This is a genomic window from Carnobacterium sp. (assembly GCF_045617425.1).
Lineage (GTDB): Bacteria > Bacillota > Bacilli > Lactobacillales > Carnobacteriaceae > Carnobacterium_B.
Map to the genome: position 1 here is coordinate 184,791 of NZ_JAZLIO010000009.1, position 18,544 is coordinate 203,334.

General features: G+C 34.7%; 15 protein-coding genes. 9 read left to right on the top strand and 6 right to left on the bottom strand.

Annotated elements, in window-relative coordinates; all coding sequences use genetic code 11:
- Positions 1-139 precede the first annotated feature (139 nt).
- The 5 genes from ACKI3H_RS04170 to ACKI3H_RS04190 all read left to right on the top strand — a co-directional run bounded on the left by ACKI3H_RS04170 (position 140) and on the right by ACKI3H_RS04190 (position 6,190).
- On the top strand, positions 140-2,245 hold the full coding sequence (locus ACKI3H_RS04170) for a CDP-glycerol glycerophosphotransferase family protein (RefSeq protein WP_407371021.1): 2,106 nt from the start codon (positions 140-142) through the stop codon (positions 2,243-2,245).
- 129 nt (positions 2,246-2,374) lie between these two features.
- Complete coding sequence (locus ACKI3H_RS04175) at positions 2,375-3,433, top strand: lactonase family protein (protein WP_407371022.1); 1,059 nt, start codon at positions 2,375-2,377, stop codon at positions 3,431-3,433.
- A 178-nt stretch (positions 3,434-3,611) separates the two neighbouring features.
- A complete protein-coding gene (locus ACKI3H_RS04180) occupies positions 3,612-4,514 on the top strand; it encodes a VOC family protein (RefSeq protein WP_407371023.1) in 903 nt (300 codons plus the stop codon).
- A gap of 1 nt (position 4,515) precedes the next feature.
- Positions 4,516-5,505 carry a ring-cleaving dioxygenase gene (locus ACKI3H_RS04185; RefSeq protein ID WP_407371024.1) on the top strand — a complete coding sequence of 330 codons (990 nt, stop codon included), beginning with the start codon at positions 4,516-4,518 and terminating at the stop codon, positions 5,503-5,505.
- A 64-nt stretch (positions 5,506-5,569) separates the two neighbouring features.
- Complete coding sequence (locus ACKI3H_RS04190) at positions 5,570-6,190, top strand: flavin reductase family protein (RefSeq protein ID WP_407371025.1); 621 nt, start codon at positions 5,570-5,572, stop codon at positions 6,188-6,190.
- 56 nt (positions 6,191-6,246) lie between these two features.
- Here the strand turns inward: ACKI3H_RS04190 and ACKI3H_RS04195 are convergent, their stop codons facing one another.
- The 4 genes from ACKI3H_RS04195 to ACKI3H_RS04210 form a co-directional block, all read right to left on the bottom strand.
- On the bottom strand, positions 6,247-7,902 hold the full coding sequence (locus ACKI3H_RS04195; protein ID WP_407371026.1) for a hypothetical protein: 1,656 nt from the start codon (positions 7,900-7,902) through the stop codon (positions 6,247-6,249).
- Positions 7,903-7,929: 27 nt separating this feature from the next.
- Positions 7,930-8,652, bottom strand: a complete 723-nt coding sequence (locus ACKI3H_RS04200; RefSeq protein ID WP_407371027.1) for an ABC transporter ATP-binding protein — start codon at positions 8,650-8,652, stop codon at positions 7,930-7,932.
- Between the two features lie 321 nt (positions 8,653-8,973).
- Positions 8,974-9,477, bottom strand: a complete 504-nt coding sequence (locus tag ACKI3H_RS04205; RefSeq protein WP_407371377.1) for a PTS glucose transporter subunit IIA — start codon at positions 9,475-9,477, stop codon at positions 8,974-8,976.
- Between the two features lie 143 nt (positions 9,478-9,620).
- Positions 9,621-11,777 (bottom strand): glycoside hydrolase family 3 N-terminal domain-containing protein, encoded by a 2,157-nt coding sequence (locus ACKI3H_RS04210; protein ID WP_407371028.1) that lies wholly within the window; start codon positions 11,775-11,777, stop codon positions 9,621-9,623.
- Positions 11,778-11,957: 180 nt separating this feature from the next.
- On the opposite strand from ACKI3H_RS04210, the gene ACKI3H_RS04215 reads away from it, so the two are divergent.
- Entirely contained in the window at positions 11,958-12,941 is a 984-nt protein-coding gene (locus ACKI3H_RS04215) for a YeiH family protein (RefSeq protein WP_407371029.1), read from the top strand.
- 138 nt (positions 12,942-13,079) lie between these two features.
- Positions 13,080-13,904: an undecaprenyl-diphosphate phosphatase gene (locus tag ACKI3H_RS04220; protein WP_407371030.1), complete on the top strand. Its 825-nt coding sequence runs from the start codon at positions 13,080-13,082 to the stop codon at positions 13,902-13,904.
- 284 nt (positions 13,905-14,188) lie between these two features.
- Here ACKI3H_RS04220 and ACKI3H_RS04225 read toward each other — a convergent pair whose 3' ends face one another.
- Positions 14,189-15,541, bottom strand: a complete 1,353-nt coding sequence (locus ACKI3H_RS04225) for an aspartate kinase (RefSeq protein ID WP_407371031.1) — start codon at positions 15,539-15,541, stop codon at positions 14,189-14,191.
- A 310-nt stretch (positions 15,542-15,851) separates the two neighbouring features.
- Between ACKI3H_RS04225 and ACKI3H_RS04230 the strand changes: the two genes are divergently transcribed.
- Both ACKI3H_RS04230 and ACKI3H_RS04235 read left to right on the top strand, forming a co-directional pair.
- Positions 15,852-16,226, top strand: coding sequence for a DUF4828 domain-containing protein (locus tag ACKI3H_RS04230; RefSeq protein WP_407371032.1), 375 nt, complete (start codon positions 15,852-15,854; stop codon positions 16,224-16,226).
- A 138-nt stretch (positions 16,227-16,364) separates the two neighbouring features.
- Entirely contained in the window at positions 16,365-16,721 is a 357-nt protein-coding gene (locus tag ACKI3H_RS04235; RefSeq protein WP_407371033.1) for a hypothetical protein, read from the top strand.
- Positions 16,722-16,830: 109 nt separating this feature from the next.
- On the opposite strand, the gene ACKI3H_RS04240 is transcribed toward ACKI3H_RS04235, so the two are convergent.
- The gene (locus ACKI3H_RS04240; RefSeq protein ID WP_407371034.1) at positions 16,831-18,504 is read right to left on the bottom strand and encodes a peptide ABC transporter substrate-binding protein; all 1,674 of its coding nucleotides are present in this window, start codon (positions 18,502-18,504) and stop codon (positions 16,831-16,833) included.
- Positions 18,505-18,544 lie beyond the last annotated feature (40 nt).

The following is an 18,544-nucleotide window of genomic DNA, read 5'->3' on the forward strand; positions in this document are numbered from 1 at the left end:
TCTAAAGGTTACTAAATGGTAACCTTCCCAATAAACAAAAGTAACTCATTCTTTTAAAAATACTTATAGTGATTGCTACCTGTTGGCGAGACTGGTATTATAAATTAAACTAGACTATCCAAAAATGGAGGTGGATTTTATGAATTCTACTACTAATGAGCAACACTTAAAAATAGAACAAACTGAAAAAATAATTAAAGAGCTTCGTCATCCATCATTTAGTATTGCAAAACAAGATGATGACTTAATTATCACTGTCACTTTAACAAAAGATATTTCAACGGAATTCAAAGAATTTTTCATTTTACATAGAGAAACCGGGAAAAAATATTCTTTTAAAGCAGATCATACTAATGGATTATACTCTTTCTCAGTTGATATACGCTCTTTTATTAAAAAATACGTTCCCAAGGATCCAAAAGAACATTTTGAATTTTATTATACTGTTCATTATTTAATAGACGGTCATAAAATCGAAAAAGATGAACCTTTATCTCTGAATCGTTTTGCTCATTATGAATCTTATGGGTTGACCGAAGTACAGGATAGCGGTCATCATCTTTATCCTTATTTTAGTCGTAAAACGCAAGGATTTTGTTTCACTATCAATATTCCAGTACGCAGTGTACGCTATGTCCAAGATTCAAAAATAGATACTGTTCAATTGAAAAAAAACACACTAGCATTAACAGGTACAATCGTAACAAAAGCGATTCCTATTAATCGTGTCGATACTGTGATGGTGGGAAGAAAATTCGGCCATCGCCAAATTATCCATTCGGATCATCAGCTTACGGATTCAACAGATGGAACACATCTCCATTATTATGATTATCAAATTAATATAGATTTAGAAGAATGTGCACGCGATTTTTTTATCAGCAATACAAATGACGAAGATTTTGATTTATACTTCGAATTGTATTTAAATGGATTTTTTGATCCAACTATTATTCGTGTCTCTAATCCCAGTGATGCAAATGCTAAGAAAAATTACACTAGTTTTTCTTATTCTTATGGAAAAAACACTAAGTTTTTAGCTCCTAATTTTACTGGACAATCAAATAACTTTATTCTTTCTGTTACAAATTTTGAAAACGAAACTGCCGAATATATGAAAGAACTCCTCCCCTTTGCGCCTGTTCTACGGCCTTTTTATAGTAATCGGGGTATTTGGATCATCGGTGAAACTCCTATGGAAGCTAAAAATAATGGTTGGGCTTTTTATCGTTATATGAGACAACAGCATCCAGAAAAAGAAGTTTATTATGTCATTGATAAAACTTCGCCTGATTACGCTAAAGCTGAAGCTTTAGGAGAAGATCACCTCTTAATTTATAAATCGAAAAAATACATTTGGACGTTATTAATGGCACAATTACTGGTGACAACTGAAGAACCTTATGCTATCTTGCCAACACGTAATCCTTTATGGCTAGATGAATTGAGCGCTAAGAAAGTTGTTTTGCAGAAAAATGTCCTTGGATTGCAAGATAGTAAAGCTAGTTTAGAATACAATGCTAAGCGATTCAAAGCAGATTTATTTTTTGTCAGTTCAAAAACGGAGAAACGCCTTGCAATCGAAACTTTAAACTTCCCTGAAGATAAAGTTTCCATTACTGGTTTACCCCGTTTTGATGAGCTACTAGAAGATGAGTCTCTTTCACAAAATAAATGTCAGCTGCTTATTTTTCCGATGAATCACGATTCTGGTTTATACTACCAATCGGATGTCATTGAACATATGGCTTTATCCTTTATTTCACTATTAAAAAACCCTACATTTTCAGACTTTGTTCAACAGTACCAACTAGAGGTTGTAACAGCTCTTCCTACTTCGATGCTTCATTATGTAGCAGCCTTTACTGACTGTAATTGTACTGTCTTGCTTCAAAGTCAAGAAGACGTCCAACGATTGATTAAAGAAAGCAGTCTTTTGATCACGGATGCGGATCCTATTGCTTTTGATTTTAGTTTCCTACTAAAACCTGTTTTATTTTATCAACCAGATATTAAAACATTGGCTTCTGAAGTGCCATTTAATTCGACCCATACTTATTTAAATGAGCTGCCGGGTGAAATTACAACTTCTGAGGAAAGTTTGATTCATTTGTTGGAACAAATCGGTATGAATCGATTTCAGGTTTCTCGTAAAAACCAACAAAAAGCAGATGCTCTGCTTTACTATCATGATACTCAATCAAACCAGCGAATCTATGAAACGATTGTAGATTTTCTTCATTAATGAAATGATTCCAATTAAAGCAAAAAGACACTTTTTTTCTAAAAAGTGTCTTTTTGCTTTAATTCTTCAATCCGCAAGTGCTATACTTGAAATTGAAACCTGTTACATAAAACCAAGGAGGCTTTATTAATGAAAGAAACCATTTATTTAGGAACCTATACTAAAGGAAACAGTGAAGGCATTTATGAAATCATCTTAAACACTCAGACAAAACAATTAGAAGAAGCAAAACTTTTAGCCAAAGTAGGCAATCCTACTTATTTAGCTTTATCAAATGGAAAAGACATTATTTATTCTGTTAGTAAAACGGCTACTGGTGGCGGGCTTGCTGCGTTTAAGAAAAAACCAGCAACATCTTATGAAAATACAGCAACTTTTTTTGAAAAGACAAGTGAATTAATTGAAGAAAATGCTGCTCCACCATGTTACGTGGCTTACGATGCCGATCGCTCATTAGTTTATACAACTAGCTATCATGATGGCTTTGTTTCTGTTTACAAAACGGATAATAAAGGCGCTTTAACCTTAACAGATGTTAAACAACATGAAGGATCCAGCGTTCACGAAAACCAAGAAAAAGCTCATGCACATTACTTGAATCTTACCCCAGATCGTAATTATGTTGTAGCTTGTGATTTAGGAACAGACAAAATTTATACTTATAAGGTTTCTGAAGACGGAAAATTAGATCTAGCATCTACTTATACGGCTAAGCCTGGTACAGGTCCTCGCCACTTAGTTTTTCACCCTAATGGTAAATTCGCTTACCTTGTCGGAGAATTAACGAGTGAAATCATTGTACTAGCTTACAATGCTGCTGATGGTTCATTTGAAACTGTTCAAACTGTTTCCTCTATTCCCGACACACATACTACTTTCAATAGCGGATCAGCTGTGCGCATTACTGAAGACGGTCGTTTCTTGTACTCTTCTAATCGTGGCCACAACTCAATTGCAGTATACGCAATAAATGAAATGGGAGATGCCATTGAACGTATCCAGTTAATCTCATCTGAAGGAGATACTCCACGTGATTTCGCATTAGATCCTTCTGAGCAATTTGTAGTTGTTGGTCATCAAAATTCAGATAAACTAACTTTATTTGAAAGAGATGCTGAAACTGGCTTATTGTCTCTGCTTCAAAAAGATGTTTATGCCCCCGAATGTGTTTGTGTTGCTTTTGAATAATTCTAAATAAAAAACGAATCCAAACCTATTAATAGATTTGGATTCGTTTTTTATTTTTATTTCAATATAATTTATCTCGAATTAAACTTATTTATTGTAAGTATTTTTATGTTGTGTTATAGTTATGTTATAGATTCATTTCATTGATTCATTATTAGACGAAAGGAGATTTTATTCCGTGATTAATGGCATCCATCACATCTCAGCTTTCACTAAATCAGCTAGGGAAAACCATTTTTTCTATACCTCTGTTCTTGGATTGCGTTTTGTTAAAAATACAGTCAATCAAGAAAATACAGCTGTACGCCATTTATTTTATGGAGATTATCAAGGGAACCCTGGTACTCTACTGACTTTTTTTGAATTAAAGAATGTTGGCAGTGCTTATCCTGAAAATAATTATTTCTCTACTGTTACCTTAAAAATTCCTAAAGGCACGTTAGCATATTGGGAATCTCGTTTAGCGTATTATTCAATTGAAACCACGTTGAATCAGAATGAATCCTCTCTATTCTTTAAAGATCCTGATCACTTTAAACTCTCTTTGATTGAAGTTGATGACATGATTCTATCTGAAAATGCAACTAAGCATTCAGATGTCCCACTTGGAAATCAAATCATGGGGATTTTTGAAATTTATCTTAAAGTTGAGCGTCCTGAAAAAACTCTTTCTTTTTTCACTGATTATTTAGGTCTATCTTTATCAAATCAAAGACACCGCGTTCAAATTGATCAGCAAGTAGTGTTCACATCTGTTACTCCTAGCGGCAAGACAGATTTATCTCGAATGGGAAGAGGTTCGATTGATCATATTGCTTATACCGTTCACTCATCTAGAGAGCTAGAAGAGATGTATCAAAAAGCCATGCAAATGAAACTACCCATTGATCAATATGTTGAACGAGGTTATTTTAAAAGCTTATATGTAAAAGAACCAAACGGTCTAAGAATTGAATTAGCCACTGAAACTCCTGGCTTTCTGCTTGATGAAACAATTGATACATTAGGAACAACTCTAGCACTTCCCGCTTTCTTAGAGAATAAACGAGCTGCAATCGAAGCTCAATTGGAGGATTTTTAATATGAATGGATTAAAAGGGATTCACCACGTAACAGCTATTACAAGCAGCGCGGAAAAAATTTATGACTTCTTTACGAACGTTTTGGGTGTCCGCTTAGTAAAAAAAACAGTGAACCAAGATGACATTCAAACGTATCACCTTTTCTTTTCAGACGATAAAGGCAGCGCAGGCACCGATATGACGTTTTTTGATTTCCCTGGTATTCCTAAAGGTTCAAAAGGAACCAATGATATTTCAAAGACTTCTTTACGCGTGCCAAGTGATGCTGCTTTAGATTATTGGGTCAAACGATTTGATAAATATAATGTAGCTCATAAAGGAATTACGGAACAATTTGGGGTCAAAGTGTTGGCTTTTCATGATTTTGATGATCAACACTATCAATTGATCTCAGATGAAAACAATGTAGGTGTAGCCTCTGGTATTCCATGGCATAAAGGCCCAGTTCCAGATGAATTTGCTATTACTGGTTTAGGTCCTATCTTTTTACGTGTGAAAAATTTTGACTTTATGAAAGAAATATTGGAAAAAGTCTTGCTGTTTAAAGAGATAGCTAAAGAAGGCAGTTATCACCAATTTGAAGTTGGCGAAGGCGGAAATGGCGCGCAAGTAATTGTTGAGTACAGCGCTTTGCTTCCTGATGCACGACAAGGTTATGGGAATGTGCATCATGTTGCATTTCGAGTAGAAAATCGTGCTGTTTTAGAAGAATGGATTCAACGAATGAACCAATTTGGGTTGTCGACTTCTGGTTATGTTGATCGTTTTTATTTTGAATCTCTTTATGCCCGTGTATCTCCAGGTATTTTGTTTGAATTCGCAACAGATGGTCCTGGTTTTATCGATGATGAAGAGAATTATGACATATTGGGTGAAACCTTGGCCTTACCACCAAAATTCAGGAATCAACGTACCGAGATAGAAAAATTGGTTCGGCCGATAGATACCGTTCGCAGTACCAAAGTATTTCAAAAAGAGTATTTAGATTAAAATTAAGCTGCAAGAGTAAACTATACCTTATTTTTAAAAATTAACCCTTAGGAAGTGACTAATTATGTTTCACTATACAGCAGAACAATTAAACAAAAAACAGCAGTACAAATTTGTTAGCGGAAGTGTAATTCCACGCCCCATCGCGTGGGTTACAACATTATCAAAAGATGGTTCAGTGGTAAATGCTGCTCCTTTCAGCTTCTTCAGTGCAGCATCCAACGAATTACCTTTATTAACGGTTGCTATCTTAAGAAAAGATGGCGTTAGTAAAGATACCGCTCGTAATATTCTTGATCGAAAAGAAGCAGTTGTACACATTGTTGATCAAACGGTTGTTGAGGATATGAATCAAACATCTGCCCCACTCTCACCAGACGAAAGTGAGTTGGACCAAACAAACTTAACGTTAATTGATAGTCTAAGCGTACAGGTTCCTTCTATCGTAGAAGCTAAAATTCGCTTTGAAGGTATCTTACATCAATACGTACCGATTAAAGATGAGCACGACAATATTGTAACGGACTTCTTTTTTATTCGAGTAACAGATTTCTTTTTTGATGAGACAGTCTTTGATCAAGAAAAAGAATATGTTTTAACAGATAAATTAAATCCCGTTGCACGGCTTGCTGGTAACCAATACGCTACACTAGATGAAGAATTCACTATTGTACGCCCAACATAAACTAAGAAAGAGTCGCTCAAGGAAAATTTCTTGAGCGACTCTTTCTTTTTGGATTATTACTGTTTTATTGGACGATTGCATTCATGCAAATACAATAGGACTGTAATGATTAAAATAAATAGATTTATACTAAATGTAATGCTTTTGATTTCTAATGGAAGAACGCCTATATTAGCTATTACTCCGAAAAATACAATGATTATCATACCGCCTAACATTCCTATGAGACTCATCATACTCTGCTTAACAAGTTGTGTCTCATCCTGCCAGTCATAATAAGCCATTCGATTTCCAATAAAAATGCCTGCTACTGCTGTAAATAATAAAAAGCTAAGTGGTGTGACGATTACCAAAATTGTTTCAATGAAGCTCATTTTTAAAGAGATACTAAACAATAGTGAACAGATAATCGATGTTGGAATAGTAAACGTCAGATTGGTTAATACATAACTGTCATACAGGGTCTTTGGAGAAATTGGCAATGATTTGATCAACCAGACGTTTTTCCCTTCTAATGCAAGTGAGATAGTAGTCGTATTCGTCATAGAAACCATAGCCGCAATGACATAACCAGCAACATTTTTTAAGATTGGAAAGTACTCAGCTAAATCAAGACTCTGCAGTATTTTTTCTGGTCCAATAATTAATGTACTAATGGCCAATAGAATTGCCATTACACAACCAACCAATAAATTTGTGGCAGCTACTGTTGACTTTAAGATTCGCATCAGCGTCTTTTTATACAATGCCAAAAGCATTCCCTTCTGATGCAACAACCCAATTTTATAATTCCCCTTTCTACTATGTGAAGTCAGTGCTGTGTTGATTTTTTTGTATTTTATAGATAACAGTTGTAAAAAGAGGAAGTACAAACCAATAGAAACAACCGCAAAGATCAGAAAAGAAAGGAATTTTCCATCCACTACTGCTTCCTTGAACAATTTTGTGGGTAAGTATAATTGGTTCAATCGGTCCGAAACAAAAGGAGCTAAGCTTGAAAATGCATCAGCATTTATGGTTCCTGTTTGAGAATCAATGAGTTCTCCAAACCCGAAATTCGTTGTTGAAGCAGTCATAAGAAAAATCAAGAGTACGACTACTAATCCAATGGAAAGGACCGTAGCTACTGCATTTGTGTATTTTAATTTAGATGAAATTGCTGTAACCACTGTTCCAAAAATAGCCGCAATAATAGTAGGAATCAGACTGACTAAAAAGATGCTGAAAAACCAAATAAGATAAGTTATGAAATCAGGCTGTTCAAACAATAAATAAGTCATTCCCATTGGAAACATAACAAGAAAAGCAATAAAAGTATTCCAAATATACATATTCAAAAAGCGGCTGCTAATAATTGTCTTTACAGCTATTGGCAAAGACATTAACTGGTCATAATCGCTAAAATTAAAAAATTCTCCATTTGATTTAAATAATGAAAAAGTTAAAGTGAGCAAGCTGCTGATAAAGATAGCAATACTAGGAATCAGGTCTACCATTCCTAAATAAACGTAGCCGTACGCCACCCCACCACAATAAGAAATAATCATAAGTAAAACCATAACAATAGCTACAGCTACTGCAATTTTACTGTTTCTTTTACGCCTATCTTTTTCATAACGAAAAAAATTCCAACCAAGTTGATCTATCAATCTATTTTTAGCAAGAAGCCAACTTAGGTTTTTCCGTTTTATTTTCACGTCTTTAGTATTCATAACTTAAAGTGCTCTCCTCTTTTTTAATTATTCTTGATTCAAAATGTCTATAAAGATTTCCTCTAGAGAACTCCCTTTTTTCTCCTTTAACATATCTTCCATTGTTCCTGAAAAAACAAGTTTCCCATGACTGATCATCGCAACTTTATTGCACAGTTTCTCTGCAGTATCCAGTACATGCGTTGAAAAGAAAACCGAACTTCCCTGTGCACAGAGTTCGTGCATGATTTCTTTTAGTACAACAGCTGCTCTAGGATCCAGACCAACAAAAGGTTCATCTAATACAAGTAACTTTGGCTCATGAATCACAGCGGAAATAATAGCAAGTTTTTGTTTCATACCATGCGAATAGGAAGAAATTAAATCTCCAAGATTTTCAGTAATTTCAAATAAATCTGCATATTTTTTTATTTTCTCTTCTCGAATAGTTGTAGGAATTCTAAAGACATCTGCTATGAAACTCAGATACTGAATACCAGTCATATGTTCATACAAATCTGGGTTGTCTGGTAGATAGGCAATAACTTGTTTACATAAAAGCGGATCTGTTTTCATTGAATGACCATCAATGAAAATTTCTCCTTCTTCATAATCAAGAATACCCACTATCGATTTGATTGTGGTACTTTTCCCAGCTCCATTATGACCAATGAAACCAAAAATATCCCCTTCCTCTACTTTAAGGCTAATATCGTCTACTGCTTTTTTTTTCCCTTTATAAGTTTTACTGAAATGATTGATTGCTAACATTCTATACTTCCTCTCTGTTCTATAAGCTTGTTGCCAATACTTCTGTTTTTTATAGTACATTCTCTTTTTATTCTGTAGTATGTAGTATTACTCTTTTATTCGTCTATTATAGATAATCATAGTCCTTTTTGCTCTACTTTACAGCAATTTTTATAAGCAAACTAGACTTACCTAACTGTTTCCAAAAAAACTAATGCGAATAGTTTTATTCGCATTAGTTTTTTTAGTGACACGAATACACCCCGAAAACTAGAATTCACGCTAGCTTTCGAGGTGTAGATTGTATCAAATTTGATTTCAAAAAACTTATTACAGTTCTTTTTATGCTTTCGCTGTAAGTGTTCCAATTTCTGCTGAAGCAGATGCTTGTCCTTTTCCACTTAAAGTGAAATCAGCTACTTTATCCATATTTGTAAAGACAACAACCATTGCGCTATCTTTTCCAGCAGCTTCAAGAGCAACTAAGTCAACTGTAGAAACTAATGTTTCAGGTGTTACTTGGTCTCCTTCAACTACTGAATTGGTAAATGGTCCACCATTTAATTCAACAGTATCTAGACCCATGTGTAAAAGTACTTCTACTCCATTTGGAAGTTCAATTCCAATTGCATGCTTAGTTGGAAATACACTGACAACTTTTCCAGTTACTGGAGAATAAATTTTTCCGTCTGTTGGGATAACTGCAAATCCATCACCCATCATTTTTTGTGAGAAGACTGGATCTGATACATCTTCAATAGCTACAACTGTTCCATTTGCAGGCGCGAATAATTTTGCTGCGGCGTTGTTTTCCTTTTTATTATCTTTTTTCAAAAAATCAAACATTCCCATTTCAATTCCTACTTTCTCTATTTAATAGTCTGCTTCTTACCAATTGAACAATAAGAAGTTTGCATCTTATGATACCATAAAAGACACCCTAAAGAGAACAAAAACGGCTATTCCTTGACTAATTAATGCATTTTTATTCATTTATTTTTTAAATCTAAATAAATTGTCTCAATTTCCAGCTCTTCACTATTAGAGCCTATCATTAAATCAAATTCTCCAGCTTCAACGGATACAGATAAATCTTGATGAACATATTCAAGATCTTGTTTTTGCAAGTGAAATAAAACTTCAATTGATTGATTTGGTTCTAAAAATACCTTTTTAAATCTTTTTAATTCTTTAATTGGACGAACGACTTCGCCTACTTTATCTCTAACATATAACTGAATGATTTCAGTACCAGCCAAGGTCCCGTTATTTGTAATAGTAACTTCTATACTGACCTCTTCCTTAGACTCAGCTACAGTAACCTGCATTGGACTATACTTAAATTGCGTATAACTTAATCCAAAACCAAATGGAAAGAGAGGACTATTCTCTACATCCAAATATCTTGAAAGATACTTATCTTCTTGATTATATGGTGTTAACGGTCGTCCAGTGCTATCTTGATTGTAATAAAGAGGAACTTGTCCAACTGCTCTTGGAAAAGACATCGTTAATTTGCCACTTGGATTTTTTAGTCCAAATAGAAGATTTGAGACTGCAGACCCAGCTTCTGTACCTGGAAACCAAGCTTCAATCATACTATCCACATCCTGAATAATATCCGTCAAATCTAAAGGTCTGCCATTGAATAGAATCAAACTAATGGGCTTAGATGTCGTGCGAAGATTCTTGATCAACTGAATCTGTTCTACTGGTAATTTAAGGTTGCTTCGACTTGCTCCTTCTCCACTCATATAGGAAGACTCTCCCCCTACGATTATTACCACATCAACATGTTCAATACCTGTTAGGCAATCCTTTTTATTTTCAATTTTCAAAGGAGAATAAGTTTTCACCACTATCGATTCTTTTGAAACGTGTTGCAATAAACCTTCATATACAGATACACTTTCTTTTTGCTGTCCTTTCCAAGACCATGCACCTAGAACATCTTTGGATTGTCCTTCTGGAAGAAATAATGCGATTTTTTGCTGACTATTTAAAGGTAACATTTTTTTCTCGTTTTTCAATAATACCATTGATTCTTCGGCTATTTTTCTAGCTTTTGTTCGATGTTCTAAACTAAATACTATTGTATTTTCCTTTTCACTACTTGCTCCACGATAAGGATTTTCAAATAAACCCAACTCATTTTTTAAGGTTAAAATACGCCAAACCGCTTCATCAAGAAGAGCTTCAGAAATTTTACCATCATCAATCAGATCATGTAAATAATTTAAGTATCCGCCTGTCATCATCTCAATGTCCACGCCCGCTTCTATTGCTAACTCAGCAGCTTGCTTTAAATCAGCAGCAACCCCATGTGGAATCATTTCTCCAACTGAAGCCCAATCTGATATCAGAACACCTTGAAAGCCAAATTTTTTTCGTAGAATATCCCGCATCAAAGGTTTATTTCCAGTAGCTGGAACACCATCAAGGGAATTAAATGCCGTCATAACTAATTTACTACCTTCATCGATTCCTGCTTGATAAGCAGGAAGGTACATTTCTCTTAACGTTCGTTCAGATAATTCAACAGTATTGTATTCACGGCCAGCTACTGGCGCACCATATCCCGCAAAGTGTTTGATACAAGCTGCTACACTAAGTTTATTATTCATTAAATCTTTCCCTTGATAGCCTCTGACAAAGGCACGTGCATATAGCTGATTCAGATAAGGATCTTCTCCAGTAGATTCAAGGACTCTTCCCCAGCGAGCATCACGTACTAAGTCGACCATGGGAGCAAAGGTAACATGTAATCCTGAAACAGCTGCTTCCTTTGCAGATAGAATAGCACTTTCTTCAGCTAAGTCAGGATCCCATGTGCTAGCTATACCTAAAGGAATTGGAAAAATTGTACGATATCCATGAATGACATCTGCCATAAACAATAGCGGTATTCCTAGACGACTTTTCGCTAAATGTCCCTTTTGGATATCTATTAACGTTTGAGCACCAGATATACCAAGTACTGAACCAATGGTAGCCATTTTATCTGGAGATAAATTCATCTCATGCATGGGACCTGTGTTTTCACTATCCTCTTTTTTATAAAATTCACCTGCAAGCTGAACCATTTGACCAATTTTTTCTTCTGTAGTCATTTTACTTAACAAGTGATGAAGATGAATTGAGTCCATAAAAAATCCTCCTTATTAAATTTTTTATCTATAAGGTGTAACCCCCTCAAAATCAGAAATTTTCCTCAGATAAACCGGTTTCACAACTTCACTGTATCATCAATTTTTTTGTTTCACAAACGATACCTGTTTAAAATATGCTATAGTTAAATTAAATCTTAGAGAAAGGACGATCAATAGATGAAAAAAATTAGTAAAGGGCTTTTTCTTTCCATTGCAATTGCACTTATTGCTACGCTACTGGGAAATGTATTTCCTATTATTGGCAGTGCTGTATTTGCTATTATAATTGGTTTATTCTTAAACAACACAATCGGTACTCCTGCTGATTTTCAGCCAGGTATTAAATTTTCTTCAAAAAAAATCTTACAAGCTTCGATTGTCTTATTAGGTTTTAGTTTATCTATCCAGGATATCCAATCAACTGGACTTTCCTCGCTAAGCGTTACACTTATTACAATTGTTGTAGCTTTTATCAGTGCTTTTTTAATTGGAAAATGGTTACATATTCCGATGAATACAACAACTTTAATAGGAGTAGGAACGGCTATATGTGGTGGTTCAGCAATTGCTGCTGTTTCACCCATTATTGAGGCAAAGGATGAAGAGATAGCTTTATCCATTTCGACCATTTTCTTATTTAATATTGTTGCTGTCTTCCTGTTTCCTTTTATAGGTCACTTGATGAATTTAACGGATAGTGGATTTGGTTTATGGGCAGGGACAGCTATTAATGACACTTCTTCGGTTGTAGCTGCAGGTTACAGTTATAGTGAATCTGCTGGAGACTATGCTACAATTGTAAAATTGACCAGAGCTACATTGATCATACCCGTGTCATTATTAATTGCTGGCATTCAACTTTATAAGAAGCGCCGCAATGCTGAGAAAGTCTCGTTAAAACAAATATTCCCTTGGTTTATCTTATGGTTCCTAGTTGCTTCTGTAATCAGCAGTACCGGCATACTTCCTGAAGTATTCATCACTTCTGCCAAATGGCTTTCACGGTTTATGATTGCAATGGCACTAGCTTCGATTGGTTTATCTGCAAATTTCAAAGAGCTCTTAAAGACAGGCGTGAAACCAGTTTTACTTGGTCTGCTTACTTGGTTTTTTGTTGCAGCTAGTAGTTTACTTGTCCAGTTCATTCAAGGTCAACTTTAATTTTATTTTTAAAACTACTGATAGTCTGATTAAAAAGTTCCTTAATTTTGTCTAAAGTCTATAGGATAAAGAACTAAATTTGGGTATACTTATTTTTGTGAGTCTTAATTCACATTTTTGATTTGAAAGGAGAACAACATGATTTTTATTGAATTATTAAAAGCGGCATTTTTAGGAATTGTCGAAGGAGTTACGGAATGGCTACCCATTAGTAGCACAGGTCATATGATTTTGGTAGAGCAATTTATTAATTTAGATGCTTCAGCAGGATTTAAAGAAATGTTTTTTGTCGTCATCCAACTAGGTGCCATTCTGGCAGTAGTGTTGATTTTTTTCCATAAGCTAAACCCATTTTCACCCAAGAAAACGACTGAAGAAAAGAAAGATACGCTTTCTATCTGGTATAAAGTAATCGTTGGGGTACTTCCCGCAGCCGTATTAGGTTTTCTATTTGATGACTGGTTAAACGAGCATTTATACAATTATTGGACAGTGGCTATTATGCTAATTGTTTACGGAATTTTATTTATTGTTATTGAAAATCGGAATAAAGGAAAAGAAAGTTCTATCACTTCTTTCAAAGATTTGACATACAAAACAGCTTTTCTTATTGGTATGTTCCAAGTTCTTTCATTGATTCCTGGTACTTCACGTTCGGGAGCGACCATCTTAGGAGCTATCTTAATTGGTACTTCTCGTTTCGTTGCTACAGAATATTCCTTTTTCTTATCAATACCAATCATGTTTGGCGCAAGTTTCCTTAAACTCATTAAGTTTGGGTTTGCCTTTACAGGTATGGAAGTAGCGATTCTTTTAACTGGAATGCTAGTTGCATTTGTAGTGTCTATTATCTCGATTAAGTTCTTAATGGGCTACATTAAAAACAATGACTTTAAAGCTTTTGGTTGGTACAGAATTATTTTAGGTGTACTTGTTATTGCTTATTTCCTTTTATTTGGTTAATCACTAGATTAATCAGGACAAACATTTTAGTTCAAAACTCATTCCTCCTTTTGATGTTTTTTTCATCAGAAGTGCGAATGAGTTTTTTATTTTAGACTTTTCTGATTACCGTTTGGGTCACTCTTCCATGAAATAGCTTTTAACGGAAAAGTGAACAAAAAAATAGCTCACTTGTCTATGAAAACTGGTCTCATGAATAAGTGAAGCAAAAAAAATTCCATTCTTCTTATAAGAAAAATGGAATTAACAACTATTCAGAGGGTTCCAGTTTTTTTAGGACGCTCTTATTTTACAAAAAATGCTTCATATAATGCTTTTACTGCAAGATCTTCGTGTTTAGCTTGAATACCAAACATCACACTAACTTCCGAAGCTCCTTGGTTAATCATATCGATATTAATATTGTTCTCAGAAAATGCCGTCGCTGCTTTTGACATTGTAAACATTTTTTCGCGCATGCCCTCTCCTACGATCATGATCAAGGCAATATTACGTTCAACTGTTACACTATCTGCATCCAACTCGTCTTTCAATTGTACCAACAAAGAATGTTCTTCTTCTGTCGTCATTTGATTGCTATGCAAAATAATCGTTAAATTATCAATTCCTGAAGGCATATGTTCATAACTGATGCCTTTTGATTCTAGAATTTCCAAAACCTTACGTCCAAAACCAATTTCGCGGTTCATCAAATACTTGTCAATATAGATACTGCTGAATCCGCTGGAACTAGCGATCCCAATTACGCCTTGTTCTGACATATGACGTTCTTTCATGATACGAGTTCCCGGCGCTGAGGGATTATTTGTATTTTTGATTTGAACAGGAATGCCTAATTTAAATGCTGGTTGCAAAGCTTCATCATGTAAGACTGAAAATCCTCCATATGAAAGCTCGCGCATTTCACGATAAGTTAACTCTTTTATACCAATAGGATTCTCTACTACGCTAGGATTGGCGGCAAAAATAGCATCAACATCTGTAAAGTTTTCATATAAATCTGCTTTTATTCCATTTGCTAAAATTGACCCAGTAATATCTGATCCACCTCTAGAAAAAGTACACACTTTTCCATCTTTAGTGTAGCCAAAAAAACCTGGAAAAATAATAACTTCTTTACTCTCACGCAACTTATATAATTGTTCGTAACTTTCCGATAAAATTTGAGCATTTCCTGGTTCTTTCGTTACGACCAGTCCTGCTTCTTGAGGATTCATATAACGAGCTGGCACACCTTCTTGATTAAAATAAGCCGCTATTAATTTAGCATTATTATTCTCGCCACTTGCTTTAAAAGCATCTAAATAATAATCGGGTTCGTCTTTATTACCGTTAACTAATGAATTTAAATTGGTTCTGATTTCATCAATGATTTCATTTCCCAGGCCTAATTCTTCAGCAATATTTTGGTACCGATTTATGATTTTACCCATTACTGCGCTATAATCATGTCCGACAAGTGCTTTCATTCCAAATCCAATCAACAGGTCTGTTACTTTTTCATCTTCTGCTGAACGCTTGCCAGGAGCCGATACGACAACTATTTTCCGTGCGGAATCTTCTTTTACGATTTGCACTACTTTTTTCAACTGACTTCCTGAAGCTAATGAGCTTCCACCAAATTTAATCACGTTCATTAAAGTAACATCCTTTATTATTTTTTATATTACTTTCCCCTATCACCATACAATGGAAAGAAGCATATTATTGTATTTTGGACTGTTTTTTGTTGATAATCAAGTCTTTCTATTGATTTAAGAAAAAAAGTAGCTATATTTCATTTATTCTTGCTCTTTTGCTTTTAGTAATCTATTTAACATCAATTTGACATCAAAATAATACTTTAGTCCCTATTTAATTCATTTAAATAAGCATATAATAAAGAAGTTGAAATTGACAATACTTTTTACGCACTTATTCTATTACTTATTTATGGGAGAAAAAAACATGAAGATGACTAAATACCTTAACTATTTTCTAGGATTTTCTGTTGTGGCGGGATTGCTGGGAAATTCTGTTTCAAAGAAAAAAAACACTTTATCTAAAAGTTCCTATATTCAAGATCCATTATCTTCTTTTATTGGAACTTGGAGCAATCAAGAAACAAATGATAAACGGAGGCTTTTAAAAATAACAAAAGAAGGCGAGTTTCTTATCAATGGTCAGCTTATTGCAGGAAGCATCACGTCTATCTCCCATCAGCAACTTGTTTTCACCGACCATTACGGCTATGAGTTAATTGCTAAACGTCAAGCGAATAATACGTTGTCTTTTTATGATGATGCAGATGAGAAAGATTATTTATTTGTTTTAACCGAGTAGAACCCATCCATGATATCAACCTCATGGGTGGGTTTACTCGTTCTATTTGTATAAATATTAATAGACTTATTTTCTACATCCATTATGTTATACTGGGTATTCAAATCATTCTTCACTGCTCAGAAAGGAGTACTGCTCTTGTTTCAATACCTTTTAATCGGATTAATTGTTTTCTACGTGATGGGTAATTTATTAGCCTTACGTCATTTTAGTGCCTATGATTTTGAGAATCAGTTTGTCCGCATTTTTCTTGTGAATGATCGTAGGATCATAAAAAAAATTAAAGAAAAGCCAACTGTACCGCTAGTTAAAAAACTAAAGCAAGTCTTTAGCCTTCAACTGATTGCAAAAATAGTCATCTATTCTCTCTTTGTTCATTTTTACCTGGGGAATAATACAACTGTGAGTGTCTTCATTTTAGCTGCTCTGTTTGTTTGCAATATTCTTTTCGATTTACAAACAAATCGGATTGTTTCTAAAGCGAATCAACCCTAAATACGTAGTTAAATAGAAAGAGCTCTAAACAAAGATCTAGGATCTTTGTTTAGAGCTCTTCTAATTTTAAGTCCTGCTGATTAAATCATGACTTAAACTTAGTCAACTTTTAGTGAGCTTCAATATAAGCATCTTTATAAGTGTATTTAGCTCCTACTTGGTGGTTGTAAATATCCTTAACATATTCTTTTTGCAAAGTTGCTGCAGCTCTTTGGAATAGAGGAGAAACACCTGCTTCTTCTAATAAGATTTTTTCTGCATCAAGCAAGTTTGTCCAACGTGCATCAACATCTGTTGCGTTCTCTCCTTTAGATAAAGCAACTAGTTCATCAAATTCTGCATTGCTATAGCTAGAACGGTTGTATGGACTTTCTGATGTCATTAAATCAATAAAGTTTACTGGATCAGCAAAGTCAGCTCCCCAACCACCTAAAGCAAAATCATAATCTTGCTTTGTTTGCAATTCTAAACGAGATTTAAAAGGAACGTTTTTCAAGGTCACTTCTACACCAGGCAAGTTCGTTTCAATTTGATCTTTCATGTAAGCTCCAACTTTTTTATTTGTTTCATCATCATCGCCAAGTAATTCTAATGTTACAGTGTCTGTACCTAGTTCAGACTTAGCTGCTTCCCAATATTCTTTGGCTGCATCAGGATCAAAGGCTAAGTAGTCCCCAGATTCTGCACGGAAATCATCTCCAGAAGTTGGATTAGCTGCTAACTCAGAAGGAACAAGACCTCCTACTGTTTGAGAACCATTTGCTAAGATTTCGTTGACCAATAGTTCATGATCATATGCAGTTGCAATAGCTTTACGTAAGTTTTCGTTAGCTAATGGTGTTTCTTCTCCATTTTTTTCTTGATTCAATTGAAGATAAGACGTTCTTGCTTCTGTTTCAACAGTATAATCTGCATTGTCTTTGTATTGTTTAGCAAACTCACCAGTTAAATTAACTCGATCAATTTGACCAGAATCATATAAATTTAGTGCTGTAGACGTTTCTTTAATAACTTCAACATTAATTTCTTCTAAAGTAACATTTTCAGCATCCCAATAATCATCATTCTTCTCGTAAGTCCAATTTAGGTTTGTTCCATCCCAATTGCTAAATGTGAAGGGGCCATTAAAGACCATTGTTTCTGCTGAAGTACCATATTTATCTCCTTGTTCTTCCACAAAAGCTTGGTTTTGAGGGTAGAATGTTGGGAAAGCCATTAAAGAAATAAAGTAAGGTACCGGTGTTTCCATTGTAACTTTTAATTCATAATCGCCAACAGCTTCAACTCCTAAAGATTCAGGTTCAGCCTCTCCAGCAATGATAGCTGTTGCATTTTTGATTCCTTCAAATAAGTAAGAATAAGAAGCGGCTGTTTCAGGATCAACAACCCTTTGCCAAGCATAGACAAAATCTGCAGCTGTTACAGGATCGCCATTTGACCAAGTTGTATCTTCACGTAACTTAAATGTGTATTCTAACCCATCCTCACTGACTGTTGCTTCTTCTTGAGCTAAAGCTGGAACAGGTTGGCTATCTTTATCAAGACGATACAATCCTTCATTGATGTTATTAAAAACGGTAAAACTAACTGTATCTGTAGCTAATGCTGTATCTCCTGTAGGCAATTCAGCAATCTCAACTAAGTTCAATACTTGTTCTTCTGCTAAATTTCCTTCACCTGAACTTGATGAAGATGTTTCACTATCTGCTTCATTCCCACAAGCTACCAAAATCCCTGCTGTTAATAATACGGCTCCAGATTTCCACCATTTCTTCTTCTCCATAATTAAATCCCCCGTTTTTAATCTTATTTTAATCTTTTTT